General features: G+C 70.5%; 23 protein-coding genes and 1 pseudogene. 13 read left to right on the top strand and 11 right to left on the bottom strand.

Annotated elements, in window-relative coordinates; genetic code table 11:
• The first annotated feature begins 3 nt into the window (after positions 1-3).
• The gene (locus BJ964_RS26435; protein WP_188123193.1) at positions 4-735 is read left to right on the top strand and encodes an endonuclease/exonuclease/phosphatase family protein; all 732 of its coding nucleotides are present in this window, start codon (positions 4-6) and stop codon (positions 733-735) included.
• Here BJ964_RS26435 and BJ964_RS26430 read toward each other — a convergent pair.
• Together BJ964_RS26430 and BJ964_RS26425 are read right to left on the bottom strand one after the other, a co-directional pair.
• On the bottom strand, positions 713-1,189 hold the full coding sequence (locus BJ964_RS26430) for a hypothetical protein (protein ID WP_188123192.1): 477 nt from the start codon (positions 1,187-1,189) through the stop codon (positions 713-715). The two genes, BJ964_RS26435 and BJ964_RS26430, sit on opposite strands and share 23 nt — an antisense overlap.
• A gap of 12 nt (positions 1,190-1,201) precedes the next feature.
• Positions 1,202-1,549: a hypothetical protein gene (locus tag BJ964_RS26425; protein WP_188123191.1), complete on the bottom strand. Its 348-nt coding sequence runs from the start codon at positions 1,547-1,549 to the stop codon at positions 1,202-1,204.
• Positions 1,550-1,606: 57 nt separating this feature from the next.
• On the opposite strand from BJ964_RS26425, the gene BJ964_RS26420 reads away from it, so the two are divergent.
• Complete coding sequence (locus BJ964_RS26420; RefSeq protein WP_203832812.1) at positions 1,607-2,137, top strand: helix-turn-helix domain-containing protein; 531 nt, start codon at positions 1,607-1,609, stop codon at positions 2,135-2,137.
• 179 nt (positions 2,138-2,316) lie between these two features.
• Here the strand turns inward: BJ964_RS26420 and BJ964_RS26415 are convergent, their stop codons facing one another.
• Positions 2,317-3,255, bottom strand: coding sequence for a LysR family transcriptional regulator (locus BJ964_RS26415; RefSeq protein WP_188123190.1), 939 nt, complete (start codon positions 3,253-3,255; stop codon positions 2,317-2,319).
• A gap of 94 nt (positions 3,256-3,349) precedes the next feature.
• Between BJ964_RS26415 and BJ964_RS26410 the strand changes: the two genes are divergently transcribed.
• Positions 3,350-4,471: a TDT family transporter gene (locus BJ964_RS26410; protein WP_229807353.1), complete on the top strand. Its 1,122-nt coding sequence runs from the start codon at positions 3,350-3,352 to the stop codon at positions 4,469-4,471.
• Positions 4,472-4,586: 115 nt separating this feature from the next.
• Positions 4,587-6,653 (top strand): sensor histidine kinase, encoded by a 2,067-nt coding sequence (locus tag BJ964_RS26405; RefSeq protein WP_188123188.1) that lies wholly within the window; start codon positions 4,587-4,589, stop codon positions 6,651-6,653.
• 13 nt (positions 6,654-6,666) lie between these two features.
• On the opposite strand, the pseudogene BJ964_RS26400 reads toward BJ964_RS26405, so the two are convergent.
• A pseudogene (locus tag BJ964_RS26400) lies at positions 6,667-7,590 on the bottom strand (CaiB/BaiF CoA transferase family protein); the annotation flags it as partial.
• A 277-nt stretch (positions 7,591-7,867) separates the two neighbouring features.
• Between BJ964_RS26400 and BJ964_RS26395 the strand changes: the two are divergent.
• Positions 7,868-8,782, top strand: a complete 915-nt coding sequence (locus BJ964_RS26395) for an ATP-binding cassette domain-containing protein (protein WP_188123187.1) — start codon at positions 7,868-7,870, stop codon at positions 8,780-8,782.
• Positions 8,779-9,546 carry an ABC transporter permease gene (locus BJ964_RS26390; RefSeq protein WP_188123186.1) on the top strand — a complete coding sequence of 256 codons (768 nt, stop codon included), beginning with the start codon at positions 8,779-8,781 and terminating at the stop codon, positions 9,544-9,546. Before BJ964_RS26395 ends, BJ964_RS26390 begins: the two co-directional genes overlap by 4 nt.
• Here BJ964_RS26390 and BJ964_RS26385 read toward each other — a convergent pair.
• Complete coding sequence (locus tag BJ964_RS26385; RefSeq protein WP_188123185.1) at positions 9,522-12,548, bottom strand: ATP-binding protein; 3,027 nt, start codon at positions 12,546-12,548, stop codon at positions 9,522-9,524. The two genes, BJ964_RS26390 and BJ964_RS26385, sit on opposite strands and share 25 nt — an antisense overlap.
• A gap of 102 nt (positions 12,549-12,650) precedes the next feature.
• Here BJ964_RS26385 and BJ964_RS26380 point away from each other — a divergent pair, with 102 nt between their 5' ends.
• From BJ964_RS26380 to BJ964_RS26355, 6 genes are all read left to right on the top strand, one after another.
• A complete protein-coding gene (locus tag BJ964_RS26380; protein ID WP_188123184.1) occupies positions 12,651-13,298 on the top strand; it encodes a TetR/AcrR family transcriptional regulator in 648 nt (215 codons plus the stop codon).
• A gap of 113 nt (positions 13,299-13,411) precedes the next feature.
• The gene (locus BJ964_RS26375; RefSeq protein ID WP_188123183.1) at positions 13,412-15,208 is read left to right on the top strand and encodes a flavin-containing monooxygenase; all 1,797 of its coding nucleotides are present in this window, start codon (positions 13,412-13,414) and stop codon (positions 15,206-15,208) included.
• Positions 15,209-15,482: 274 nt separating this feature from the next.
• The gene (locus tag BJ964_RS26370; protein ID WP_188123182.1) at positions 15,483-16,460 is read left to right on the top strand and encodes a quinone oxidoreductase family protein; all 978 of its coding nucleotides are present in this window, start codon (positions 15,483-15,485) and stop codon (positions 16,458-16,460) included.
• A 27-nt stretch (positions 16,461-16,487) separates the two neighbouring features.
• Positions 16,488-17,390, top strand: a complete 903-nt coding sequence (locus BJ964_RS26365; protein ID WP_188123181.1) for a TauD/TfdA dioxygenase family protein — start codon at positions 16,488-16,490, stop codon at positions 17,388-17,390.
• A gap of 16 nt (positions 17,391-17,406) precedes the next feature.
• Entirely contained in the window at positions 17,407-18,459 is a 1,053-nt protein-coding gene (locus BJ964_RS26360) for a BKACE family enzyme (protein ID WP_188123180.1), read from the top strand.
• Positions 18,460-18,520: 61 nt separating this feature from the next.
• Complete coding sequence (locus BJ964_RS26355) at positions 18,521-19,855, top strand: MFS transporter (protein ID WP_188123179.1); 1,335 nt, start codon at positions 18,521-18,523, stop codon at positions 19,853-19,855.
• Between the two features lie 114 nt (positions 19,856-19,969).
• Here the strand turns inward: BJ964_RS26355 and BJ964_RS26350 are convergent, their stop codons facing one another.
• Positions 19,970-20,248 (bottom strand): hypothetical protein, encoded by a 279-nt coding sequence (locus BJ964_RS26350; protein ID WP_188123178.1) that lies wholly within the window; start codon positions 20,246-20,248, stop codon positions 19,970-19,972.
• Between the two features lie 194 nt (positions 20,249-20,442).
• On the opposite strand from BJ964_RS26350, the gene BJ964_RS26345 reads away from it, so the two are divergent.
• Positions 20,443-20,982, top strand: a complete 540-nt coding sequence (locus BJ964_RS26345) for a hypothetical protein (RefSeq protein ID WP_188123177.1) — start codon at positions 20,443-20,445, stop codon at positions 20,980-20,982.
• Between the two features lie 67 nt (positions 20,983-21,049).
• Here the strand turns inward: BJ964_RS26345 and BJ964_RS26340 are convergent, their stop codons facing one another.
• The 5 genes from BJ964_RS26340 to BJ964_RS26320 are packed head-to-tail and all read right to left on the bottom strand — an operon-like array spanning position 21,050 to position 26,165.
• On the bottom strand, positions 21,050-21,418 hold the full coding sequence (locus tag BJ964_RS26340; protein ID WP_188123176.1) for a DUF4259 domain-containing protein: 369 nt from the start codon (positions 21,416-21,418) through the stop codon (positions 21,050-21,052).
• Positions 21,419-21,427: 9 nt separating this feature from the next.
• On the bottom strand, positions 21,428-22,690 hold the full coding sequence (locus BJ964_RS26335) for a glycoside hydrolase family 1 protein (protein ID WP_188123175.1): 1,263 nt from the start codon (positions 22,688-22,690) through the stop codon (positions 21,428-21,430).
• Positions 22,687-23,847 (bottom strand): alpha/beta hydrolase family protein, encoded by a 1,161-nt coding sequence (locus tag BJ964_RS26330; protein ID WP_188123174.1) that lies wholly within the window; start codon positions 23,845-23,847, stop codon positions 22,687-22,689. The genes BJ964_RS26335 and BJ964_RS26330 overlap by 4 nt, the downstream gene beginning before the upstream one ends.
• Before the next feature lie 9 nt (positions 23,848-23,856).
• Entirely contained in the window at positions 23,857-24,804 is a 948-nt protein-coding gene (locus BJ964_RS26325; RefSeq protein ID WP_188123173.1) for a VOC family protein, read from the bottom strand.
• Between the two features lie 20 nt (positions 24,805-24,824).
• Entirely contained in the window at positions 24,825-26,165 is a 1,341-nt protein-coding gene (locus tag BJ964_RS26320) for an aldehyde dehydrogenase family protein (protein WP_188123172.1), read from the bottom strand.

The following is a 26,165-nucleotide window of genomic DNA, read 5'->3' as shown; positions in this document are numbered from 1 at the left end:
CTGTTGACGTTGAACGCACTGTTCAAAGGGGATGTCCGACCGCGGCTGCGGGTACTCGGCGAGATCCTTGAAAAGTCCCGGTACGACGTCGTCTGCCTGCAGGAGGTCATGTACCGGCATCTGATCCCGCGGTATCCGCATCGGGTCTCGGCCGGGACGGTCCTGCTCAAAGGCGGCCTGGTGGTGCTGTCCCGGTGGCCGGTGACGCGGTCACGGTTCGTCCGGTTCCCGTTGACGGCGCCGGCCCGGCCGGAGTATCTGATGCGCAAGGGTGCACTGGTCGTGACCGTCGATACCGATGACGGCGAAGTGGTCGTGATCAACACCCATCTCTCGGCCAACCGGGACGATGACTGGTCGGCGGAAAACCGGTACACGGACATCGCGCGGACGGAACTCGGGGTGCTGGCCCGGCAGGTCGCAGCGGTCGACCCGGGCGCGCCGGTCGTGGTGACCGGTGACCTCAACGTGCCGCGTGACTCCGTCGTGCTGCGGGAGTTCCTGAACGAGACCGGGCTCCGGGACGTGCTGGCCGGTGACGCCCGGCCGACCTATCGGCCGACGCCCGGGTGGCCGAACCCGCCCGCCTTCGACCACATCCTGGTGCGCCCGCCGATGACCGGGGCCGCCCAACTGGTCTTCCAGGACGAGGTCACTCTCGCCGACGGGCGGCACGCCTACCTCTCCGACCATTACGGGGTGGAGGCCGACCTCATCCTTCGCCCGGCCGGCTGAGCCCGCCGTTCGGTCTCCGGCGCCAGTCGAGCATCGCCGCGGACCGGCAGGCGGGCGGGCGCCGACAGGCGGGCGCTCGCCTACAGGCCCGGGTGCTCGCCGACAGGCGGGCGGGCGCCGACAGGCGGGCGGGCGCCGACAGGCGGGCGGGCGCCGACAGGCGGGCGGGCGCCGACAGGCGGGCGGGCGCCGACAGGCGGGCGGGCGCCGACAGGCGGGCGGGCGCCGACAGGCGGGCGGGCGCCGACAGGCGGGCGGGCGCCGACAGGCGGGCGGGCGCCGACAGGCGGGCGGGCGCCGACAGGCGGGCGGGCGCCGACAGGCGGGCGGGCGCCGACAGGCGGGCGGGCGCCGACAGGCGGGCGGGCCTGCACCGCGGCAGCCGTCGCGGCCTGCGACGGTCAGCGTGCCGGCGAGGTCTCGATCGGGCCGGGGAAGCGCAGCTCGACCTCACGCGCCGTGGCGGTCATCGGGCGGCCCGGATGCGTTCGGCGAGCGCTTCGGCGTCGTCGTCGCCGAGCAGCACCGAGGCGAGTTTCTGGCCGGTCAGGGTGAGCCGCACCCCGGCCTGGCCACGCCCGGCGACGACGAATTCCGCGCCCTGCCTGGTACGCCACGTGCCGATCTTCCGGACGCCGGGCAGTGACAGTCCGGGAGCGCGCAGTCCGTGCGCGGCGGCCAGCGCGTCCGGCACCACCTCGACCGCGGTGATCGCGGTCAGTGGGATGGTGACGTCGCCATGCAGTCCGGCGACCTTCTCGGCGGCGGTGAGTTCGATGGTGAGTGCGGACGAGGTCATGGACACAACGCTCATGCCTTGTACCATTCTCACTCATGCGAACGATGTCAAATTTGAGAATGATCTAGGGACATGACCCGGATCACTACGGCGGAGCTGCTGCTGCACCCGGTCCGGCTGCGGATAGTGCAGGCCTTCCTCGGCGATCGCGACCTCACCACGTTGCGACTACGCGAGCTGCTCCCCGACGTGGCGACCGCGACCCTCTATCGGCAGGTGGCCACCCTGACCGAGGCCGGGATCCTGGAGGTGGTCGAGGAGCGCCGGGTGCGCGGCGCCGCCGAGCGCACCTACCGGCTACGGACCGGGACCACGGTCATCGATGCTGAGGCGGCCGCGCGGCTGACCGTCGAGCAGCACCGGGCCGCGTTCGCCGCGTTCGCGGCCGGCCTGCTCGCCGACTACGACCGTTACCTCGCACGCGGCGACGTCGACCTCGGCCGGGACCTGGTCGGCTACCGGCAGGCGGCGCTGCACCTCACCGACGACGAACTCGGCGAGTTGATCACCGAACTGGCCGGAGTGTTCGCCCGGCGCATGGCACTGCCACCCGAGGGCCGCACCCGCCGGCTGCTGACCACCATCCTGATGCCGGCGGATTGACCGGTCCTGGTCCCGAGGTGGGCCAAAAAGGTCCGGACAACTCCGGCCGGCGACGCATCAACCGGCCCGGGTCCCGAGGCGGGCCAGGAAGATCCGGACAGCTCCGGCCGGCGACGCATCAACCGACCCGGCCGCCGAGGCGGGCCAGGAAGATCCGGACGGCTCCGGCCGGCGACGGATCAACCGGTCCGGGTCCCGAGGTGGGCCAGGAAGGTGCGGACGGCTCCGGGCGGCGGTGTTCGTGGACCGTTCCAGATCGCGCGCAGTTCCCGGCGCAGGTCGAGGTCGACGACGGCGACATGGCGCAGCCGATCACCGCGCAGATCGTCGGTGACCGCCAGCCGGCTCAGGACGGCCGGGCCGGCACCGGCGAGGACGGCGGCGCGCACCGATGCGGTGGTGGACAGTTCGAGCGCCGGTTTCGGCTGGCGGGTGCCGGCGCCCAGGCGGCTCCGGAGCGCGGTCGCCAGAAATTCCCGGGTCCCGGAGCCCGCCTCGCGGGTGACCAGGGGTGTGTCGTTGAGTTCCTCGGCGGTGACCCCGGAGGTCCGGCGCGCCCAGCGGTGATCGGGCAGGACGACGAGGACCAGTTCGTCGTGGGCGACGACACGACTGCGCAGCCCGCGCGGCGTGCCGGATCCCTCGATGAAGCCGAGGTCGGCGTCCCCGGCCCGGATCTGATCGACGACGGTGTCGCTGTTGGTGGCCTGGAGCACCACCTCGATCGGTTCCTTTCCCTGGTGGCGGGCCTGTGCTCGGAGCGTGACCAGCCAGGCGGGAAGCAGTTGCTCGGCGATGGTCAGGCTGGCCGCGATCCGCAGCCGGCCCTGGGCGTCGGCACGCAGCGAGGCGATCCCGGTGTCGACCTCGTGAGCGGCCTGGAGGAGGCGGTCGGCCCAGCCGGCCAGCACGGTGCCGGCGGGGGTGAGGACGGCGCCGCGGGTGGTGCGCACGGCGAGGCGGATCCCGGTGCGGGCCTCCAGCCCGGCCAGGCGAGCGGAAACGGCCTGCTGGGTAAGGCCGAGATCACGTCCGGCGGCGCTCAGGCTCCCGGTACGCGCGATCGCGAGCAGCAGTTCCAGTGATGACAGGTCCGGCATCCGCGCGCTCAACGCCACAAGCCGGAATCGTACACAGCCACAAATCCGGCTTGTGACTTCACAAGGTTGTGGCAGCTACCGGCCGGTTCACCGGACCGGGATCGTGATGCCCATGAGTACGACCTCGACACCTGCGGCAAACGATCATGTGACCGACGTACTGGAGAATCTGACCCCGAACTGGTTCGCCGCGGTCATGGGGACCGGCATCGTGTCGACTGCCGCGCTTTCTTTGCCGCTGCGGTCCGACGGCCTGCGCATGTTCGCCACCGCCGTGTGGATGGTCGCGGTACTTCTGCTGATCGTGCTGACCGCGGCGACGGTGGCGCATTGGCGCCGTCATCCCCGGACGGCCCGGGGCCACCACCGCGACCCGGTCATGGCGCACTTCTACGGTGCCCCGCCGATGGCGCTGATGACGGTCGGAGCGGGAACGCTGCTGGCCGGCCCGGAGGTGATCGGGCCGCAGGCGGCGGTCGCGGTCGACTGGGTGCTGTGGTCCGCCGGGACGCTCGCGGGCCTGTTCACCGCGTTCGCGATTCCGTATCTCCAGTTCACCCGGCACGAGAGCGTGGATCCGCGCAGCGCGTTCGGCGGTTGGCTGATGGCGGTCGTGCCCCCGATGGTGTCGGCGTCGACGGGCGCGATGCTCGTACCGCACACGCCGGCCGGTCAGCCTCGCCTGACCATGCTGCTGGTCTGCTACGCGATGTTCGGGATCAGCCTGCTCGCCTCACTGGTGGTCATCAGCATGATCTGGGCCCGGCTGGTTCATCACGAGATCGGGCCGGCACGGATGGTGCCCACCCTGTGGATCGTTCTCGGCCCGCTCGGCCAGTCGATCACCGCCGCGAACCTGCTCGGCGGCGTGGCCTCCACCGCTCTGCCCGCCCCGTACGCGGACGCGATGGCGGCGTTCGCGGTGCTGTACGGCGTACCGGTCTGGGGTTTCACACTGCTGTGGGCGGCCCTGGCCGCGGCCGTCACGATCCGCACCGCCCGCCGCCATCTGCCCTTCTCGCTGACCTGGTGGTCGTTCACCTTCCCGGTCGGCACGGTGGTCACCGGCACGTCAGGACTGGCCCTGCACACCGGGGCCACCCTGTTCCGGGTCGGCGCCGTCGCCCTCTACGCCGCCCTGGTGGTCGCGTGGGCCGTGGTCGCGGCACGCACCGCCCGCGGAAGCGTCCGCGGCACCCTGTTCGCCCCGCGGCCACTACCCGCCGGCGTATGACGCGTGATGTCCGGTTCGGGACGTCGGACCCGGGGAAATCGGGCCGGCCGGTTCTCGATGGGCCTGCGCCGCCGGCCGAAAGGGCTGGCATACAGCGTCCGACGGAGGTGCGAGGATGACGGCCCACGACGAGCCGGGTGTCACGGGTGTCCGGGCATCGTTGTTGCGCACTGCCGGCTTCGCATCGCTGTTCCTGCTGATGGAGTTCTTGAGCCGGGTGCCCTTCACCCACGCCGGGCTGTACGAGTTGTGGCCGCCGGTGGGCGTCGTGGTGATGTGGTTCGTCGCGCAGCGCCGGTCGCCGGTGCGATGGGTCGACCTGGCGGTGCTGGTGACGGCGATCGTGGGCATCAACCTGGTCGCCAGCCACACCGTGGCGACCGCCGCGGTGTGCGCCGTGGTCGCACCGCTCCAGGCCGCCGTCTACGTGAGGCTGTCGGCCCGCCTGCGTCCGCAGCGTCTCGGTGCGCCGGGCCGTGCCCGGCTGCGCCGCCCCGCGGACCTGTGGCCGCAACTCGCCGCCGCGATCGGTGCCGCCGTCGCGGGCGCTGTGGTCGGCTTCCCGGGCCTGTGGATGGCTACCGGAACCCTCGTGTGGAGCCAGGCCATGACCGTGCTGATCAGTACGGCTATCAGCATGCTGATCTGCGAGGCGCTGGCTCAGCACATCGCGGCGGTGCTGGCCGACCTGCGGGCCCGGCACGGAACCCTGCCGGCGGCCTGGCGGTACGCGATGCGGGAGGTGCCGAGCACTCGCATCGGCGAGTACCTGGCCGTGGTCGGATGTTCGGCGGCCGCCTACAGCATCATGTTCACCATTCCCGGCATCTCCATGGTGTTCCCGCTGCTCGTCCTGACCGTGTGGGCCGCTGTCCGGCTGTGCACCACCTACGTCCTGGCATTCAGTGCGGCCGTCACCCTGGCCGCGAGCGCGGCCACGCTGTGCCGGTCGGGGCCGTTCGCGACGCTCGGCTCGGCCGAGACCGAGGTGCTGGTCGCGCACGTGTTCGCCGCCACGTCCGCCCTCATCGGCCTGACCCTGTCCCTGATCCGCGAGGAACGCGCCACGCTGACCCTCGAACTGACCGCCGAGAAGGAGCAGGCCTCCCGGCAGGCGCAGCTGTTGAACGCGATCATCGACTCCACGTCCGACGGCATGGGCCTCCACGATCACGAGGGCCGCCTGGTCATGCACAATCCCGCCCTGGTGACCCTCCTGGGCCGGGTCCGCCCCACCGGGACGCTCGACCCCATCACCTTCTACGGGCTGCATCACGTCGACGGCACCCCGATGCCCGAACAGGATCTGCCCTGGCGCCGGGGCGCCGCGGACGGGCAGACCCACGTCCTGGACATACTGGTGCGCAACCCGGACCTACCGCACGACCGAATCCTGCGCTGCACCGCCGCCCCTCTGGTTCACCCGGACGGCTACATGGACCGGACCGTGCTACTGATTCACGACGTCACCGCCGAAACCCGCCACCTCGACGCGCTGTCCGGCTTCGCCGGGGTCGTCGCCCACGACCTGCTCAACCCGCTGACCACCATCGAGGGCTGGACGGAGACGGCTGACGACGCCCTGGCCGACATCCCCGAGCACCCCGGTCTGATCGCCGCCCACGGCGGCCTTGTCCGGGTCAAACGCGCCGCGGCCCGCATGCGCGGACTGGTCAACGACCTGCTCACCTACACCACCACCCGCGACGCCACCCTCACCCCGGCCGTCGTCGGCCTGAACCAGATGGTCGCCGACGTCGCCGACGCGCGCATCGACACCGCCATCGCGGCCGGCACGCCCGTGCCCGCCTTCACCGCCGACGACCTGCACCCCGTGCATGCCGACCCGGTACTCACGCGGCAACTTCTGGACAATCTCGTCAGCAATGCCGTCAAGTACACCGCCGCCGGTGTGATCCCGCACATCACGGTCACCAGCACCCAGGTGGACGGCGTCGTCACGGTCACCATCGCCGACAACGGCATCGGTATCCCCGTCGGGCAGCACGACGCCGTCTTCGACACCTTCCACCGTGCCCACCGCGGCCAGGCCTACTCCGGCACCGGCCTCGGCCTGTCCATCTGCAAACTCACCGTCGAGCGCCACGGCGGCACCATCACCGCCACCGACAACCCCGGCGGCGGCACCCGCTTCGCTTTCACCCTGCCCGCCGCGGCCTGAACCCGCCGATCCCCTACGGCAGGTCGGTGGCGCCGGACAGCCAGGAGCGGATCAGGGTGTCGTGCTCACCCAGAGCCGGCGGTGCGGTGGCCGGTTTCGGGTGCGCGTGGGCGTACCGGATGGGGTGTCTGATCTGTGGGGTTTGACCGGTCTCGACCAACGGATCCAGGCCCAGGTCGCGGGCGTGATCGATCGCCTGGCCGATGTCGCGGACCACGCCGGCGGCGAGGCCGGCCGCGGTCAGGCGCTTCTCCCACTCGGCGGCGGGGGCCGCGGCCAGGGCCTTCTCCAGTGCCTCGACCAGCGACTCGCGGTTGGCCACCCGGGACGGATTGTCGGCGAAGCGGGGGTCCCCGGCCAGGGACGGCACGCCGACGACGGCGCACAGGCGGGCGAACTGGCGGTCGTTCCCGCACGCCACGGCGATCGGGGCGTCGGCGCAGTGAAGGGTCTCGTAGGGCGTGATCGACGGGTGGCGGTTGCCCATGCGTGATGGCGCGATGCCGGTGGCCAGGTAGCCGGACGCCTGGTTGACCAGGCCGCCGAGCAGGCTGGACAGCAGATCCACCTGGACGTGGTCGCCGCGGCCGGTGGTCCGGCGATGGTTGAGGGCGGCGAGAACGCCGATGGTGGCGTCCTTGGCGGTCAGCACGTCCACCAGCGCCACACCGACCTTGAGCGGGTCGCCGCCGGCCTCGCCGGTGATGCTCATCAGGCCGCCGACCGCCTGCACCAGGAAGTCGTATCCGGGCAGGTCGGCGTCGCCGAAGCCGGTGATCGAGCAGTAGACGACGCCGGGGTTGACGGCGGCCACCGACGCGTAGTCGAGGCCGAAGGCGGCCAGGCGCAGGTTCTGTACGACCACATCGGCGCGGGTGGCCAGGGCCAGGGCGGTGGCGCGGTCGGCCGGGTCGGTGAAATCCAGGGCGATGCTGTACTTGCTGCGGTTGAGGCCTTCGAAGTACGAGGAGGAGGCGGCGCCCCACGGCGGGCCCCAGGAGCCGGGTGTCGTCGCCGGTCCCGGGGCGTTCGACCTTGACCACCGTGGCGCCCAGGTCGGCGAGGGTCATGGTGGCGAGCGGGCCGGCCAGCACCCGGCTGAAGTCGGCGACCACCAGGCCGGACAGCGGGGCGGTCATCGGTGCGCCGCCCGGTGGAGACGGTGAAACCGCGGTGAAACCGCCGTGATCCGGGCCGCGCGCATGGTCCCCACTATGACTGACATCCCGGCGATCGAGGTGACCGGCCTGCGCCGTTCCTACGGCGATCAGGTGGTGCTCGACGCCATCGACCTGCACGTGCCCGAGGGGTCCGTGTTCTCGCTGCTCGGCCCGAACGGGGCCGGAAAGACCACCATGGTGCGGATTCTCGCCACCCTGATCCGCGCGGACGCGGGCGTGGCCCGGATCTGTGGGCACGACGTGGCCCGTGACCCCGGCCGGGTACGGGCCGTGATCGGCATGACCGGCCAGTTCTCGGCGCTCGACGACTATCTGACCGGCGAGGAGAACCTGCTGCTGATGGCCGGCCTGAACCATCTGTCCAAGAGCGAGCGCCGGCGGCGTACCGACGATCTGCTGGACCGTTTCGGGCTGGCCGAGGCGGCGCGGAAGCCGGCGGTGACCTACTCGGGTGGCATGCGCCGCCGCCTGGATCTGGCCATGGGGCTGATGGGCCGCCCGAAAGTGATCTTCCTGGACGAGCCGACCACCGGCCTGGACCCGCGCAGCCGGCGGGACATGTGGCAGATCGTCCGCGAGCTGACCGGGCAGGGCGTGACCGTCTTCCTCACCACCCAGTACCTGGAGGAGGCGGATCAGCTCGCCGACCGGATCGCGCTGCTCGACCACGGGCGGCTGGTCGCCGAGGGCACCCCGGAGGAGCTCAAACGGCTGGTGCCGGGCGGGCACGTGGAGCTGCGGTTCGCCGATCATCGAGCGTTGGCCGAGGCCGGCGCGGCCCTGGAGATGGAAACCGGCGAGGAACTGGTGCTGCGGGTGCCGGGCGACAACAAGACAAAAACGCTCAGGGACCTGCTGGGCCGGCTCGACGCCGCGGCGGTCGAGGTGGAGGCGCTGAGCGTGCACACGCCCGACCTGGATGACGTGTTCATGGCGGTGACGCGATGAGCGATTCCATGATCATGCTGCGCCGCCAGTTCCGGCACATGGCCCGGGACCTTTCGACGACGCTGCTGCTGCTCTCCGTACCGATCATCTTCTTGTTGTTGTTCGTCTATGTGCTCGGCGGAACGCTCGGCGACGGGCTGGGCGGCGAGGGTGGCCGGCAAGCGTACGTCAACTACGTCGTCCCCGGCATCCTGCTGATCACCGTGGCCAGCGCCGTTCAGGGCACCTCGATCTCGGTGGCGATCGACATGACGAGCGGCATCATGGACCGGTTCCGGACCATGGCGATCGCCCGGACGTCGGTGCTGACCGGCCATGTCCTGGGCAGTGTGCTCCAGATCCTGTGCCAGCTCGCGATCATTCTCGCGGTGGCGGTGCTCGTCGGTTTCCGGCCGGACGCGACCGTGACCGACTGGCTGGCCACGGCGGCCCTGCTCACCGCCACGGCGTTCGCGCTGGTGTGGCTGGCCGTCGGGATGGGCCTGTCGGCGAAGTCGGTGAACGGGGCGAGCAACCTGCCGATGCCGCTGACACTGCTGCCGTTCTTCGGCAGCGGGTTCGTGCCGACCGAGTCGATGCCGGCCGGGCTGAGCTGGTTCGCCGAGCACCAGCCGTTCACGCCGATCATGGAGACGCTGCGCGGGCTGCTGCTCGGCACGCCGATCGGGAACAGCGGCGCGGTCGCGGCCGGCTGGTGCGGGGCGATCGCGGTGGCCGGGTACGTGTGGGCGAGACGCAACTACGGCCGCGAGCGCAGCGCCTGAACCGCGGCCGCCCGCAGCCCGTCGCCGTCCAGGCGGGCGTAGGAGGAGACGGCCTCCTCGTACGCCCGCCGGTCGGCCTTCCCGGCGTCGGCCCGGGCGGCGGCCGTGGACATGGTCGGCTGGAAGTTGTGCAGTGTCCGGAACCGTTCGGCCAGCGCGATCATCCGGGCCGCGCCGGTGGCCCGATCCGGGTGGGTGAGGTCGGCGGTGGCCACGGCCAGCAGCAGGGTCCCGCAGATCGTCTGCTCGACCAGGTACGGCGGCGGGTTGTCCAGCGGATGGGTGAGCAGGTCGTGCAGCCGGGCGGGCAGGGCCGCCGCGACGTCGGCGACCAGGTCGAGCCGTCCGTGCCGGGCGTGCGCGATGACCGTCACCGACCGCGCCTCCATCACCCACGGGTCGATGACGCCGTAGGCCTCGCCGGCGTCGCGCAGCTGGTCGGCGACCCGCCGCCACAGCCGTAGCCCGCCGCCCACGTCACCGCGGGCGAACGCCAGCTCGGCGCGGACGCCCAGGTCGTACCCGATCGAGGAGGACTCCAGTTCCTCGGCGTACGCGACCGCGGCCACCCCCTCCAGCCAGCGCTCGGCCTCGTCGGCGTCGCCGATCTGGAGGTTGGCGAGCACCAGCCAGGTACGGGCGCCGGCCACCGTGGACTGCGCCCCGAGCCGTTCCATCACCGGCAGCGCCGCGAGCAGGTGGTCGCGGGCGGCGGCGCCCTGTTCGAGGTGCAGGCACAGTTCGGCGACCCGGCAGTGGTTGACCGACCGCAGCCACGGCAGGTCCGGCCCGGAGAAGTGGCCGAGCGCCTGCCGGGCGGCCGCCAGCGCGCCGTCGAGGTCGCCGGCGGCCTCCCGGTGGTAGCTGATCAGGATGCTCGCGGCCCCGGCGAGCAGCGGCTCCGGGCTCCCGCACAGCCGCTGGAGCTCGGCCGGGTCACGGACCGCCGCGATCACCCGGTCGACCGCCGCGAGCACGGTGTCCGGGTCGGCCGCCCCGAGGCGGCGCAACGCGACGACGGCGCGGACCGGCCGGGCGCCCTCGGTGCCGAACGTGGCGGCCAGCGCCAGCACCAGGGCGCCGCGGGTGACCTCGACGTACTCCGGTTCCGGCCGGTAGTGCGACAGCGCCCAGGAGGTCTGCCGGGTGAGGACGGTGAGCCGCGGATAGTCGGAGTCGACCAGCCAGCGGCCGCCGAGGACCGCGGTGACCGCCGCGATGGTGGGCCGGTCGTCCCGGTCGACGGCGAGACGCAGCGCGTGCTGGAGATTCTCCTGTTCCGCCTTGATCGCGACGGCCGAGGCGTACGGCTCCGGCCCGAACAGGTGCGCGTGGTGGGCGAGCCCGAACTCCCGCGCCCACTCCAGAAAGGCGCCGGTCGGCTCGGCCCCCGGCTGGGCGGCACTGAACTCGCGGATCGTCTCCAGCATCCGCAGCCGCGTCCCGGACGGCGTGTCGTCCACGGTGAGCAGCGAATGGTCGACGAGGTGTTCGAGCAGCATGAGCGGGTCGCCGCCGAGCATCCGTTCGGCGGCCGCGACGGTGAACCCGCCGGGGAACACCGACAGTGACCGCATCGCCTCCCGCCCCGCCGGGTCGAGCAGGTTCCAGCTCCAGTCGACGACGGCGTGCAGCGTGTGGTGGCGGGCCGGCGCGTCCCGGGCGCCGCCGCGCAGCAGCCCGAACCGGTCGCCGAGCCGCCCGGCCAGGTCGCTCACCGACATGATCCGCACCCGGGCGGCGGCGAGCTCCACGGCGAGCGGCAGCCCGTCCAGATGCCGGCACACCCGCTCCACCTCGCCGGCCGGCAGGTCGGCGCCGGGCCGCTGCGCCCGCGCGCGCTGCTCGAACAGGGCCACGCTGGCCGGCAGGCTGAGCTCCGGCAGCCGGTAGACCGTCTCCGACGACAACCCGAGCGGGGTACGCCCGGTGGTGAGCACCCGCACGTCGGCGTTCGACGCCACCAGGTCACCGACCACGCCGGCGACGTCGGCGACCACGTGCTCGCAGTTGTCCAGCACCAGCAGATGCGCGCCGGCGGCGGCCGCCACCTCGGCGGCCACCTGGCCGGGACCGATCGCGGCGAGCGGAACCACGGTCACGGTGGGCATCTCGGCGCGGCGGGCCACCGCGTTGGCGAGACGCGTCTTGCCGAGACCACCCGGCCCGACGATCGAGACGACCCGGGAGGTACGCAGCAGCGCCTCCACCGCGGCGACGTCCTCGTCCCGGCCGAGCAGCGGATTCGGCTCGTAGGCGACACCGTGCCGCACCGTCGGGGTGAGTCCCTGCAACAGCCGCCGGTGTTCGGCCCGCACCGCCGCTCCCGGATCGGCGCCGAGCTCGTCGCGCAGCGCCCGCCGGTAGGTGTCGTAGCGGGCCAGCGCGGTCGCCGGACCGGCCGTCGCCGCCTCGCAGCGCAGCAGCTCGACCAGGATCTCCTCGTCGCGGGGCCGTTCCGTGGCCAGCTCCGCGAGCGGTCCGGCGGCCTCGGCGTGCCGGTCCAGCCTCGCCAGGGCCAGCGCGCGGGCCCGGGTCAGGGCGCGGTGCGCGGTCCGTCGTTCGGCCCGCAGCGCGGCGAGCCGGCTGTCGTCCTCCGGTTCCCCTGGCACGATCCCCCGCCACAACGCCAATCCGGCCTCCGCGTGGGCGAGCGCCGCGGCATGGTCACCGTCGCGGGCACACCGGGCCGCCGCGGCGGCACGGACCAGTACGGCGGCACTGTCCAGCTGATCGTCGGCCAGCGCCAGGCGATAACCCGTCGGGGTACGCACGACGACGTCCCCGCCGAGCTGCGACCGTGCCCGGGACACCAGGATCTGTAACGCCTTCGGGGGATTCTCCGGCTGCTCGTCCGGCCACAGTGCCTCGATCAGCCGGCCGGTGCCGCAGCCGGTCCGCAGGTCCCCGGCGAGCAGTGCGAGCAGGTCCCGCAGCCGGGCGCCGGTGATCTCCCGGTCCCGGTGGGCCACCCGGGTCAGCAGGACGAGGTCGGGTGTCACCTGGTCAGCGTATCGCCGCCCCCGGATCCGCCTCCGGCGTACGATCACCGGGTTTTATCCTGATCGCCGACCACTCTCGCACGTCGCACCGGAGCCACGAGCATGAGTAACGCCAGGAGGGCGCGCGCCGAGCAGGTGGAGACGACGCGCGCGCGGATCCTGGAGACGGCGGAGCGGCTCTTCGCCGAGCACGGTGTCTTCACCGTGTCCAGCCGGCAGATCAGCGAGGCGGCCGGGCAGGGCAACAACGCGGCCGTCGGCTACCACTTCGGTGGCAAGAACGAGCTGGTCCGGGCGATCGTGCGGCGGCACGCCACGCCGACGGAGCGGATCCGGGAGCGGCTGCTGGCCGAGCACGGCGGCAGCGACCAGCTGCGGGACTGGGTGACCTGTGTGGTCCGGCCGATCACCGACCATCTCGCCACGCTGGGCAATCCGAGCTGGTACGCCCGGTTCGCGGCCCAGCTGATGACCGAGCCGAACCTGCGGCAGCTGGCGGCCGCGGAGGTGGGTGCGGCGCCGACGCTGCACGCGGTCCTGGACGGTCTGCACGAGAGGCTGCCGCACCTGACCCCCGAGGTGTGGCAGGAGCGCGACGACATGGCGCACACCCTGATCATGCACTTCTGCGCGCGGCGGGAACGGGCCATGCCACCCGGTGTGGACTCACGTTCCGTATGGGCGGCGACCGCGACGAGTTTGATCGACGCTCTCGAAGGGCTCTACGGGGCGCCGTGTCAGAGCATTTAGGACCGCATTTCACGCGACAGGCGGCCCAGCTTCACCATCTACATCAGTCAGTTGCTTTAAATTGATCGCCTGGCTGTGCCGTACCGGAAGCTTCCCCGCGAAAGGTCCCACACATGTCCCCCTCCGGCATCCCCGCTACACCCCACCGGTTCACCCCCGAGGAACTCACCGCTCTGCGCGCCAGGTATCGCGCCGAGCGGGACCGCCGCACAAGGCCGGACGGGGCCACCCAGTACCAGCGGGCGGCCGGCGAGTTCGGCGACTACGCCAAGGATCCGTACACGCCGTTCGCGGAACGGGAGCCGAAGACCGACCGGGTCGAGGCGGTGGTGATCGGCGGCGGGTTCGGCGGTCTGCTCACCGGCGCGAAGCTGCGGCAGGCCGGCGTACAGCAGCTCCGGATGATCGACGAGGGCGGCGACTTCGGCGGCACCTGGTACTGGAACCGCTACCCCGGCGTCCACTGTGACATCGAGGCGACCATCTACATGCCGCTGCTGGAGGAGGTCGGCCACGTCCCGGAGTGGCGCTACGCCCCCGGTGAGGAGATCCGCCGGCACTGCGTCGCCATCGCCAAGCGGTTCGACCTGTACGACGACACCATGTTCCACACCCGCGTCACGTCGCTCACCTGGGACGACGCCGCCAACGAGTGGCAGGTCACCACCGACCGCGGCGACGAGTTCCGGTCCCGTTACGTGGCGATCTCGTCGGGCACCATGACCCAGCCGAAGCTCCCCGGCATCCCCGGTATCCAGGACTTCCAGGGTCACACGTTCCACACCAGCCGGTGGGACTACGGCTACACCGGCGACGACCTGTCGAAGCTGGCCGGCCTGCGCGTCGCCGTGATCGGCACCGGCGCCACCGCCATCCAGGTCGTCCCGCACGTGGCCGAGTCGGCCGAGCGGCTGTACGTCTTCCAGCGCACCCCGTCGACCGTGGACTTCCGCGGCAACCGGCCCACCGACCCGGCGTGGGCCGCGTCGCTGCGGCCCGGCTGGCAGCAGGAGCGGATGGACAACTTCCTGACCATCGTGACCGGCGGCCACGTCGACCAGGACCTGATCGGCGACCGCTGGACGGCGACCGCCAAGCTCCAGAGGCAGATGCTGACCGGCACGCTGGACCCGACCATCTCGGCGGAGGAGCGCGAGTACCTCGACGAGATCGCCGACTTCCGAACGATGGACGAGATCCGCACCCGGGTCGACGAGGTGGTCGAGGACCCGGCCGTCGCCGAGATCCTCAAGCCCTGGTACCGGTACATGTGCAAGCGGCCCACGTTCAGCGACTTCTACCTGCCGACGTTCAACCGGCCCAACGTGACCCTGGTCGACACGGCCGACCACGGCGGCATCACCCGGATGACCGCGAACTCCATCGTCGTCGGCGACCAGGAGTACGAGGTGGACTGCGTCATCTTCGCCACCGGCTTCGAGGTCGGCATCTCCGGCGTGGTGTCCGGGACGCTGCCGGTCACCGGCCGGGGCGGGATGCCGCTGCTCGGGCACTGGCGCAACGGTCCACGTACGCTGCACGGCTTCTACAGCCACGGCTTCCCGAACCTGTTCCACCTGGGTGCGCTGCAGAACGCGGCCGCGGTCAACTTCGTCCACGTGCTCCAGGAGCAGGCCACCCACATCGGCGCCGTGGTCGCCGAGGCCACCAAGCGCGGCGCCATCCGGGTGGAGCCGACCGCGGAGGCGGAGGAGGGCTGGGTGCGGACCATCTTCGAGACCGCCCCGAACAACTTCAACTTCCAGGCCGAGTGCACGCCCGGCTACTACAACGGCGAGGGCAACCCGCGGCCGGTGAACTTCTCGTACGGTCCCGGCCCGGTCGTCTTCCACGAGCTGCTGCGCACCTGGCGTACCGAGGGCATGGACGACGTCCTGGTCACGAACTGAGTTTCCGCAGCACCTCGAGGAACGTCTCACGCTCGGGCGGCGTCAGCCGCCCGAGCGTGCTGTTCTTCAGCGAGCTGAATTCTCCCCCGCCTTCCCGTTCCGCCCGGCGCGCGCGCCACCGGGAGCCGATGACCTCGGTGTCGGGAGTGGCCAGACTCGCAATGTCCCAAAAGGATAAGCAATCCGTCCCGTCAGGTTAAGCACAAGGGCTCTGTCACGCCTACCGTTTCCCACATCACCTACCGGCAAGATCGAATATCCCTGGAGGAGACACGTGGCGAAGGCCGTCCGCTTTTACCAATCCGGTGCGCCGGAGGTCATGCGGTGGGAGCAGGTCGAGGTGGGTGAGCCGGGTCCGGGTGAGGTTCGGGTACGGCATCACGCGGTCGGTCTCAACTTCGCCGACACCTACTTCCGCAGCGGGCTCTACCCCGCGGAGTTACCCGCCGGTCTGGGTGTGGAGGCGGCCGGTGTCGTCGAGGCGGTCGGGCCCGGTGTCGCGGACTTCGCGGCCGGTGATCGGGTGACCTACACGGGTAGCCCGCTCGGCGCGTACAGCACTGCCCGGGTGATGCCCACCGCTTCTCTGATCAAGTTGCCGGACGGCATTTCGTTCGAGACCGCGGCCGCGATGACCATGCGTGGCCTGACCTCGGCCTACCTGCTGCGGCGTATCGCCACGTTGGCGCCGGGTGACACGGTGCTGCTGCACGCGGCGGCCGGTGGTGTCGGTCTGATCTTCACGCAGTGGGCGAGTCTGCTCGGTATCAACGTGATCGGCACGGTCTCCACCGAGGAGAAGGCCGCGGTCGCCCGGGCGCACGGTTGCGCCCACACCATCGTCTATCCGCGTGAGGATGTGGCCGCCCGGGTGCGCGAACTGACCGACGGCGCCGGTGTGCCGGTGGTTTACGACAGCATCGGCGCGACCACATTCCACCAGTCGCTGAAGTCGTTGAAGCGCCGCGGGCTGCTGGTCTGCTTCGGTACCTCGTCCGGCCCGGTGCCGCCGATCGACGCGATGCAGCTGGCGATCCACGGCTCGGTGTTCGTCACCCGGCCGGCGCTGGCCGACTACATCGCCGACGAGAGCGAGCGGGCGGCGTTGGCCGGTGAGCTGTTCGACCACGTCGCGTCCGGCCGGATCAAGATCCAGATCAATCAACGGTACGCGCTGGAGCAGGCCGTCCAGGCGCATCACGACCTGGAGTCCGGCCGCAGCATCGGCTCCTCGGTCTTCACCCTCGACTGACCTTCCCCTACCCACCGGAGGAACCCCATGCAGGACACCATCGACCCAGCCACCGAGCCGGTCACGGCTCCCGCGAGCCCGTTCGAGGTGCATCCGTTGACGGTGCACATCGGCGCTGAGCTGCGCGGCGTGGACCTGGGCGAGGTCTCGCGGAACAGCGACCTGTTCGCCGAGCTCCGGTCGCTGCTGCTGCGATACAAGGTGTTGTTCGTCCGGGATCAGGACATCAGCCGGGCCGAGCATGTGGCTTTGGCGGAACGGTTCGGGCCCCTGGAGGACCATCCGGTGGCCGGCAGCGACCCGGACCATCCCGGTCTGGTGCGTATCTACAAGGACCTGGACAGCCCGGCCGAACACTACGAGAACGCCTACCACTGCGACGCGACCTGGCGGGAAGCCCCGCCGCTGGGTTGTGTGCTGCGGATGGTCGAAGGCCCGCCGGTCGGTGGTGACACGATCTGGGTGAACATGGCCGAGGCCTATCGGCGGCTGCCCGACGAGGTGAAAACCCGGATCGAGGGGTTGCGGGCCCGGCACAGCATCGAGGCGTCCTTCGGGGCGAACATGCCGATCGAGCAGCGCCTCGCCCTGCACCAACGGTTCCCCGACGCCGAACACCCGGTGGTCCGCACGCACCCGGAGACCGGGGAGAAGGTGCTGTTCGTCAACGCGTTCACCACGCATTTCACCAACTTCCACACGCCGGCGAACGTGCGATTCGGGTTCGACTACACCCCCGGCGGCAGCGAACTGCTCAACTATCTGATCCGCCAGGCCGCCATTCCGGAGTACCAGGTGCGCTGGCGGTGGACGCGCAACAGCTTCGCGATCTGGGACAACCGCAGCACCCAGCACTACGCCGTACAGGACTACTGGCCCGCCGTCCGCAAGATGGAACGCGCCGGCGTCATCGGCGACAAAACGTTCTGATCCCCAAGGAGACCCCATGCACTTCCTTGACGATTCGTTGTGGCCGGAGAACCAGGAGAAGCTGGTCATCACCGCCGCTCCCTACGGGCCGGAGTGGGAGCCGGGTGACTTCCCCGAGGACATTCCGGTCACCATGGACCAGCAGGTTCAGGCCGCGGTCGACTGCTACAACGCCGGCGCCACCGTCCTGCACATCCATGTGCGTGAGCTCAACGGCAAGGGCTCGAAGCGGATGTCGATGTTCAACGAGTTGCTCGGCCGGCTGCGCGACGCCGTACCCGACATGATTTTGCAGATCGGCGGCTCGATCTCGTTCACCCCGGAGAACGACGGTGAAGCCGCCAAGTGGCTCGAGGACGAGGCCCGGCACCTGCTGACCACCCTCGACCCGGCACCCGACCAGGTCACCATCGCCATCAACACCAGCCAGATGAACATCGTGGAGTTGATGACCGCCGACGACATCGCCGGCACCTCCTTCGAACGACCCGCCCTGCACGAGGCGTTCCGTAACATGGTCGTCCCGGCCGAGCCGGCGTGGGTCGAGGAACACCTCAAGCGGCTGCGTGCGGCGGGTATTCAGCCGCATTTCCAGCTCGCCCACAGCGCGCAGTTGGAGACCGTCGAGCGGCTGGTCCGCCGGGGTGTCTACACCGGTCCGCTCAACATCAGCTGGGTGGCGATCGGTGGCGGCTTCGACGGCCCGAACCCGTACACGATGATGGACTTCATCCGCCGGGTGCCAGACGGCGCGTCGCTGACCATGGAATCGATCATGCGTGCGGTGCTGCCGATCAACACCATGGGCATCGCCATGGGCCTGCACACCCGCTGCGGCAACGAGGACAACCTCTGGTACGCCAAGGGCGAGAAGATGACCTCCGTCCGGCAGGTCGAACAGCTGGTCCGGATCGCCGGCGAACTCGGCCGCAAGATCGCCGACGGCAAGGAAGCCCGCGACATCTACAAGATCGGCGAGTACTGGGACAGCGCCGACGAAGCCCTCGCCAAGCTCGGCTACGCCCCCAACCGCAAACCCGGCCAGGTCGGCTTCACCTTCCACGCCTGAGCCCTGCTTTTCCGCTCACTCATGTAGTACCTTCCCCTCCCGGCTCATTCTTGGAGCGATCATGTCCTTGCCAGTGAGTGTGGGCGTCGCGACCCCGGCCTCCCCCCTGTCCCGGGTCTCCCGGGTCTTCCCGTGGGTCGTCTTCGCGCTCACCTTCGGGCTGCTGCTGTCGGACTACATGTCCCGGCAGGTCCTGTCGGCGGTGTTCCCGTTCCTCAAAGACGAGTGGGGGCTCACCGACACCCAGCTGGGCAGCCTGACCAGCGTCGTCGCCCTCACCGTCGGCGTTCTCGCGGTCCCGCTGTCACTGGTCGGCGACCGATGGGGACGGGTGCGGTCGATCGTCGTCATGGCCGTCGTCTGGAGCCTCGCCACCCTCGGCTGCGCCCTCGCCGCCGGATACGGGCACCTGCTCGCCGCCCGCCTGCTCATCGGCGTGGGCGAGGCCGCGTACGGCAGCGTCGGCCTCGCCGTCGTCCTCGCCGTCTTCTCCGCGAAGCGGCGCGCCTCACTCACCGGCGCGTTCATGGCCGCCGGCTCCTTCGGATCAGTGCTCGGCGTCGCCCTCGGCGGCGTCCTCGCCGCCCAGTTCGGCTGGCGCTGGGCATTCGCCGCCATGGGCATCTTCGGCCTCGTCCTCGCCGGCCTCTACCTGGTGACGATCAACGAACGCAAACTGGCCGCACACCAGATCGCCGACGACGCCGCCACCGGACCGGCCCTGGCGGCCGGACAGCAACGCGCCAAGCTGACCACCCTCTTCTCCACTCCCGCGGTGGTCCTCGCCTACCTCGGCGGCGGACTGCAACTGTTCATCACCGGCTCACTGTTCGCCTGGCTGCCCAGCTACTTCAACCGGGCCTACGACCTGGCCCCCGACCGGGCCGCCAAGGTCGCCGCCCTGTACATCCTGATCATTGGCGCCGGCATGGTCGTCTGCGGCCTGATCACCGACCGCGTCGGGCAGACCCGGCCGATCGGCAAATGGACCACCGCCATCGTCTTCGCCGCCCTGACCCTGGCCTTCCTCGGCGCGGGCTTCGCGATGCAGCCCGGCGGACCGCAGAAGCTGCTGCTCGCGGTGGGCTGCTTCTTCGCCGCCGGCACGACCGGGCCCACCGGCGCCATGGTCGCGCGGCTGACCCACGAATCGATCCGGGCCACCGCGTTCGGCACCCTCACCTTCTTCAACAACGTACTCGGCCTGGCCGCCGGGTCGCTCGTGACAGGTATCCTCGCCGACCGGCTCGGCCTGGAAACCGCCATGCGATACGTCCCACTCGCAGCGGTCGGCGCCGTCATCCTGCTGATCGCCGGACGCCAGGCCTACCCGTCCAGCATCCGCCGACTCGAACCCGCGACAGCCACCGACACGAAGGACGGGGACACCGCGTGATTTCGGCTCGGGCACGCTGACCGCCCCTGGGCCTCGAGCCCAGGGCGGTCAGCTCTGTCGAGGTGCGTAACCACGCGACCGGGGCGCCGGCCGAGGCGGAGTAGAGCCACCAAACTACTTCCGGGCTGCTCGTTCCGTCAGGTACGACTTGAGCATCACGCCGCCGATCACCCCGACGACCACCACGGTCCCAGCGATGATCAGGGCGAACACGCCGTCACCGTGCTTCTCCCGGAGCATCATCGCTCCGTTGACCATGAAATAGGCGCCGGCGATCAGGCCGGCCAGGGTGAAGACCCAACGGCTGTTCAGCGCCTTGCGGTCGGCCGGATCCGGCCCGGCCTTCGCCTGGGTGTCCGGCGGCTTGGGAGAGTCGTCGTCGATCGAGGTCACGTCTGCAGTATCGGCCATGTGGTTCGGCGGCCAAGTCATCAGGCCCGTCGCTCTTGACGGAGATCAACGGTGATCATAATGTGTGCACGTTCACACATCGTCCCCGCCTCCGGGCGCGGTGATACAGGGAGTCACCCATGTCCATGGCAAGCGCCGTCCGACGCCCCCGGTTTCTGGTTTTCTGCGCATTGACGGTGGCACTCCTCGCGGCGTCGATCGGGCCGCTGACGGCATTCGCGAGCGCGGCCACCCTGCAATGCGGCCCCGCCAAGGGCGCCTACGTGTTCGTCCGGACCGCCGGGGCGAACGGCCTCGGACATGTGGGCTGGGGCTACCGGCTCACCTGCGACGGCGGCTACGCCTTCGGCTCGGTGGAGAACCCCACCGGCAAGGCCCACATCGACAAGGGCGTCGACAACGGCTTCTGGCGCGGAAGCGGCACCGAGTCAGAGATGCTGGCCGCGATGAGGTCTCGCGGCTACAACGCCTACAAGGCGATCACGGGCTCCCGGGCGACCTTCGACACCGGCCCCGCCGATGTGATCGCGGCAGCCTCGGCCGGCCGGGGCTACGACGTCATCGGCAACAACTGCGCCGACACCGTGTGGGACGTGCTGCACGCGTACGGGGTCCCGGACCTGCCCTACCTTCAGCTGCACCCGGCTCCCAACAACTGGTACGCCACCCTGGGCCACACTTCAAACGTCGACTGGGCCGCATCGATCAGCCTTTGACATCAGCCACACTGCGAGCACGTCCGGGCGGACGCAAGGAAACCGGCCCACCCGGACGTGTGCGGAGTCAGCTGATGCGGATCGCCTCGACGAGTTGGTCGAAGGTGCGTTCCAGTGCCGCTCGTCGCTGCGTCCGGTGCTCGGGGGCCGGCTCCAACCCGTCGATGGTCGCATCCCAAACGGCCAGGTAGGTCGCCTTCCACGCCTCGACTGTCGCGGCCTCGGGCAGCACGACGCCGACCCAGCGCCGGCTCGCCAGCACGTGCAGGATCTCGAGATTGCAGGGAACGGCGACACCCCAGTACTCGTCGGGCTCCAACTCGACCGGATCGCCGGACATGGCCTCCTCGACCTCGCTCACCAGCCGCTCGGTCAGGATCGAAAGATGGTCCGCAGCCGTGTCGCTGTCGAAGTTTCCGGCTCCCCAGGTACCCATCGCAGTACCCTATGCCGTCTCATTCAGCGTCACGGGGAGGCCGTCCACGACCCGCTTGCGGTAGGCGGCGACCAGGTCGGCGTAGACCCCGGCACTGATTTTCGGGGTACGGGCGAACGTGTCCCGGTCCACCTCGAACAGTCCGAGCCGGTGCCCGTACCCGAAGATCCACTCGAAGTTGTCGAGCAGCGTCCAGTGGAGGTAGCCGAGCACCGGTACCCCGTCGCCGATGGCCGCGTGCAGCCCGGCCAGCGACGGTTCCAGGAACGCGGCCCGTAGGGTGTCGTCGGCGGTGGCCATGCCGTGTTCGGTGACCAGCACCGGGACACCGGTCTCGGCGTGCACGTAGCGGACCGCGCCGCCGAGCGACTCCGGGTCGACGGCGCTGCCCATCTGGTTACGCGGGGCCTCCGCCGGGACCGGAACGGCGCCGTTACCGTCGTAGTGCAGTCGTTCGTAGTTCTGCACGCCGACGAAGTCGTCGTCGCGCGCCAGGTGCAGCCAGCGTTCGTACACCTCTGATCTTTTGCGGTCACGCACTGATGGGTCGTCGCCGTCGACGACGTCGTCGGCCACCGCCAGGGACAGGCCCACCGGCAGATCCGGGCGGCGGGCCTTGATGGCGGCCCGCGCGGCCCGGTGGCCGGCCTCCATGCCGTCGGCGAGGGCGTCCATCTCCTCCGGCAGCATCACGTTCGCGACGCGATATCTGGTCACCCCGGCTGCCGCGGTCGCGGCTTCGAGCGTCTTGCGTTCCAGCTCGCGTACGAACGACGGCAGCTCCATCCAGCTGAGCAGCCGGGCGAGGTTGGGCTCGTTCATGGTGACCGCGATCGCGATCCGGTCCCCGAACCGGGCCGTCACCGCGTCGCAGTAGCGGGCGAACAGCCGTGGAGCGTCCGGGTTCAGCCATCCGCCGGCGGCCGCGAACCAGTGTGGCGAGGTGAAGTGGTTGAACGTCACGACCGGTGCGAGCCCGAGGGAAAGGCAGTGGTCGACGATCGCCTCGTAGTGATCGAGGGCAGCTTCGTCGTACGTACCCTCGGAAGGCTCTATCCGTGCCCATTCCACCGAGAAGCGGTAGGCGTTGAGGCCGAGGCCGGAGGCGAGGCCGATGTCCACACGCCACCGCGCCCAGCTGTCGGTGGCCGGGCCGGACGGCTCGCGGAAGACGGTCGGGGTGACGTTCTCCAGGAACCAGGTGTCGCTGCGGTCGTTGTGGCCCTCGGTCTGGTGGCCGGCGCCCGCCACACCCCACAGGAACCCGGTCATGCGGCGTTCAGTTCGCGCAGGGTGTCCTCGATCCAGTCGGCGGTGTAGGCGCCGACGTGCGGCAGGTGGTCGAGGCCGATGTGCTCGGTGCCGCCCTCCTCCGGCGTGAACAGCCGCAGGTCCTTCTTCGGTGCGTTGACGGCCTGGTCGAACGACTGGTGCGCGTAGGCCACGTCGATCTGCCGGTCGTTGGTGCCGTGGGTGATCAGGAACGGGCAGGTGATGTGTTCGACGACGCCGTTGAGGTGGATCCGCTCGGCCTTGGCGATGAACGTGTCCAGGTCGGTCTCGCCCCACACCCAGAGGACGTGCTCCCAGTAGTGCGGGACCGGGTTCTCGCCCTCGCGTTCGAGGCGCTTCTTCTGCACCTCGCCCCAGTTGTGGTTGGCGCCCCACGCGACGGCGAAGGCGAGCCGTTTCTCGAACGCGGCGGCCCGGGGCACGTAGTAGCCGCCGAGCGACCAGCCGACCAGGCCGATCCGGTCACTTCGGACATCTTCTCTCGCCGACAGATAGTCGACGCACGCCCGCGCCCAGTCCTCGGTTTCCACCCGGGAGGTAAGGCCCTGCAACCGCAGCGCCTCTCCGGAGCCGGGGCAGTCGACCTGGAGCACCGAGAATCCGCGGGCGGCCATCTCGGCCGGCCAGCCCGACGTGTACATGTGCTCCTTGGTGGAGTCCAAGCCGTTCCACATGATGATCGTCGGCCGCGGCGAACCATCGGTGGAGGCGTTGGTGAAATACGCCGGCAGGGTCGTCCCCTCGAACGGCACCTCCACCCGGGTGGTCGCCGGGTCGATCAGTTCGAACGACTTCTCCATCACGTCGAGCAGGTGCCGGTAGGTGGGGATGCGCAGCGGCGACGAGTTGGACAGCATCCGCTCGGCCTGGCACAGGTAGCCGCCGGCCCGCAGGTACTTCTGCCCGGCGGTGCGCAGGTGGTCGGCCTTCTCCGCCTCGATGGCCTGCTGTTCGACCTGGTCGGCGACCTTGCGCCAGGACTGCATGAACTGCTCGGTGCCGACGTCGGAGCCCTGCTGGGCGAGTTCACGGATCGGCCGGCAGGCCCGGTCCACCTCGTCGATCGCACCGCCGGAGTTCAGCGCCGCGGTGACGCCGAAACTCCAGATGTAGTTGCCGGGGAAGTACTCGAACATGGGTGGTCCTTAAACGGGCGGGGCGACGAAGACGCCACGGTCGGGGGCGTTGAAGGAGTCCTTGGCGATGATCTCGCTCATCGGGTCCGCCGTACCCCATTGGTCCTGGGTGTTGGGGTCGGCGATGTCGTAGAGCGTCGGGTGCCACTGGTCGGTTTCGAGGCGCTCCAGCTCGGTGGTGTACTCCATCGTGTTGCCGCTGGGGTCGAGGAAGTAGGTGAACGTGTTGTTGCCGGCCAGGTGCCGGCCCGGTCCCCAGATCTTCTTGACGCCGGCACGCATGACCCGGCCGGTGCCGCGCATGTACTCGTCGATGCCGCGCATCTCGAACGACACGTGGTGCACGGAGGTGTGCGGGCCGCGGGCGATGGCGAGGCTGTGGTGCCAGTCGTTGCACCGCATGAAGTGCATCATCTCGCCCATGTGGGCGCTCCACAGCGTGTCGGACAGCTGGAAGCCGAGGTACTTCCCGTACCAGTCCTTGGTGCGGGTGGGGTCGTTGGAGTTCATCACGGCGTGCGAGATACGGACCGGGATGGCCTCACCCTCCTCGATGGCCCGGTGCTGCCGGGTCTCGACGTCGGAGGAGATCTCGATGGTACGGCCGTCGACGTCGAAGAAGCGGAAGCCGTACCCGCCGCCGGCCGTCTGGAGCTTGCCCGGCTGGCTGACCAGCTGGACGCCCTGCGCGGCGAGGTTGGCGGCGAGCGCGTCGACGGCGGCCGGGTCGGTCGCGCCGAACGCGATCAGGTCGAGCCGCTTGTCGGCCGCCCTGCGCAGCCGGATGATGTACTGCTCCGGCGAGCCTTCGGCGGCCAGGTAGGACAGGTCGCCGTCGGTGCCGACCTCGGTGAGGCCCCAGGTGTCCCGGTAGAAGGTGCGCTGGGTGGCGTAGTCCGGCACAGCGAGGTCGACGTGCCGCAGGTGGGTGATCCCGTGGGCGTTGAGGTGGGACATTGCCTTTCCTTTCAGGGGAGTCAGGCGACCGCGACGGTGCGCAGGTTCGTGAATTCGCGTACGCCCTCGGCGGACAGCTCGCGGCCGTGACCGCTGCGGCCGATGCCGCCGAACGGCAGCCGTGGGTCGGAGGCGACCGGGGCGTTGACGAAGAGGGCGCCGGAGCGGATGCGCCTGCCGACGGCGAGGGCGTGGCCGGTGGCGCCCCAGACCGAGCAGCCGAGACCGAAGTCGGTGTCGTTGGCCAGTGCGACGGCGTGGTCGTCGTCGCGGGCGCGGACCACGGCGGCGACCGGGCCGAACGTCTCCTCGGTGAACGCGGCCATACCGGGGGTGACGTGGTCGAGGACGGCCGGTTCCAGGAAGTAGCCGGGGCCGTCGACCGGGCGGCCGCCGGTGAGCAGCCTCGCGCCGGCGGCGACGGTCTCCTCGATCTGGCGGATCGCGTTGTCGCGCAGGTCCGCACGAGCCAAAGGTCCGATTTGCGTAGTCTCAAGCGACGCAAGGAGTGCGGCCACGAACTCGTCGGCGACCTCCTCGACGACGATGAACCGTTTGGCGGCGACACAGCTCTGGCCGGCGTTGCCGAAGCGAGACCGAGCGGCGGCGTCGGCTGCGGCCGAGATCGAAGCGTCCGCAAGCACCACGAACGGGTCCGAGCCGCCGAGCTCCAGAACCGTCTTCTTACATGCGGTGCCTGCGGCCTCGGCCACCGCCGCGCCGGCCCGCTCGCTGCCGGTCAGGGTGACCGCGGCGATACGCGGGTCGAGGATGATCCGGCGGGACACGTCGGCTACCCGGCCGGCGTCGATCACCAGCGCTCGGAACAGGCCCGGCTGGAGTGACTCGAACAGCTCCTCGATGGCCAGGGCGCAGCCGGTGACGTCCGGGCTGTGCTTGAGCAGCGCGGTGTTGCCGGCCGCGAGGGCGGCGCAGGCGAACCGCAGGACCTGCCAGAACGGGAAGTTCCACGGCATCACCGCGAAGATCACGCCCAGTGGTTCGTAGCTGATCCACGACTGCGCGGCGCTTGCGGAAACCGGCCGGTCGGCGAGCCACTCAGGGGCGAGATCGGCGACGACGGAACAGTTCCAGGCGCACTTGTCGATCTCGGCGAGGGACTCGGCGAGCGGTTTGCCCATCTCGGCGGTGATCAGGGCGGCGTACTCGTCGCGGCGTTCGGTGAGCAGTTTCCCGACCGTGCGCAGCAGGGCCAGCCGCTCGCCGAGCGGGGTGGCGGCCCAGCCGGGCGCGGCGGCCGCCGTCTCGGCGAGGGCCTGTTCGACGGCCGCCTCGTCGTGGGCGGGATAGCGGCCGAGTTCCCGGCCGGTGGCCGGGTCGCGGGTGACGACCTCGGGCAT

The organism is Actinoplanes lobatus (assembly GCF_014205215.1).
GTDB classification, from domain to species: Bacteria; Actinomycetota; Actinomycetes; order Mycobacteriales; family Micromonosporaceae; genus Actinoplanes; species Actinoplanes lobatus.
Note: the sequence above shows the minus strand (reverse complement) of the source record. Positions and strands in the feature narration are given on the sequence as shown.

What these genes read in the sequence shown, in the direction of transcription:
- BJ964_RS26425 (WP_188123191.1), bottom strand. Translation starts at nt 1,549, where the DNA reads ATGAGCGTTGTGTCCATGACCTCGTCCGCACTCACCATCGAACTCACC.
- BJ964_RS26420 (WP_203832812.1), top strand. Translation starts at nt 1,607, where the DNA reads ATGACCCGGATCACTACGGCGGAGCTGCTGCTGCACCCGGTCCGGCTG.
- BJ964_RS26410 (WP_229807353.1), top strand. Translation starts at nt 3,350, where the DNA reads ATGAGTACGACCTCGACACCTGCGGCAAACGATCATGTGACCGACGTA.
- BJ964_RS26405 (WP_188123188.1), top strand. Translation starts at nt 4,587, where the DNA reads ATGACGGCCCACGACGAGCCGGGTGTCACGGGTGTCCGGGCATCGTTG.
- BJ964_RS26395 (WP_188123187.1), top strand. Translation starts at nt 7,868, where the DNA reads ATGACTGACATCCCGGCGATCGAGGTGACCGGCCTGCGCCGTTCCTAC.
- BJ964_RS26390 (WP_188123186.1), top strand. Translation starts at nt 8,779, where the DNA reads ATGAGCGATTCCATGATCATGCTGCGCCGCCAGTTCCGGCACATGGCC.
- BJ964_RS26380 (WP_188123184.1), top strand. Translation starts at nt 12,651, where the DNA reads ATGAGTAACGCCAGGAGGGCGCGCGCCGAGCAGGTGGAGACGACGCGC.
- BJ964_RS26375 (WP_188123183.1), top strand. Translation starts at nt 13,412, where the DNA reads ATGTCCCCCTCCGGCATCCCCGCTACACCCCACCGGTTCACCCCCGAG.
- BJ964_RS26365 (WP_188123181.1), top strand. Translation starts at nt 16,488, where the DNA reads ATGCAGGACACCATCGACCCAGCCACCGAGCCGGTCACGGCTCCCGCG.
- BJ964_RS26360 (WP_188123180.1), top strand. Translation starts at nt 17,407, where the DNA reads ATGCACTTCCTTGACGATTCGTTGTGGCCGGAGAACCAGGAGAAGCTG.
- BJ964_RS26355 (WP_188123179.1), top strand. Translation starts at nt 18,521, where the DNA reads ATGTCCTTGCCAGTGAGTGTGGGCGTCGCGACCCCGGCCTCCCCCCTG.
- BJ964_RS26340 (WP_188123176.1), bottom strand. Translation starts at nt 21,418, where the DNA reads ATGGGTACCTGGGGAGCCGGAAACTTCGACAGCGACACGGCTGCGGAC.
- BJ964_RS26335 (WP_188123175.1), bottom strand. Translation starts at nt 22,690, where the DNA reads ATGACCGGGTTCCTGTGGGGTGTGGCGGGCGCCGGCCACCAGACCGAG.
- BJ964_RS26330 (WP_188123174.1), bottom strand. Translation starts at nt 23,847, where the DNA reads ATGTTCGAGTACTTCCCCGGCAACTACATCTGGAGTTTCGGCGTCACC.
- BJ964_RS26325 (WP_188123173.1), bottom strand. Translation starts at nt 24,804, where the DNA reads ATGTCCCACCTCAACGCCCACGGGATCACCCACCTGCGGCACGTCGAC.
- BJ964_RS26320 (WP_188123172.1), bottom strand. Translation starts at nt 26,165, where the DNA reads ATGCCCGAGGTCGTCACCCGCGACCCGGCCACCGGCCGGGAACTCGGC.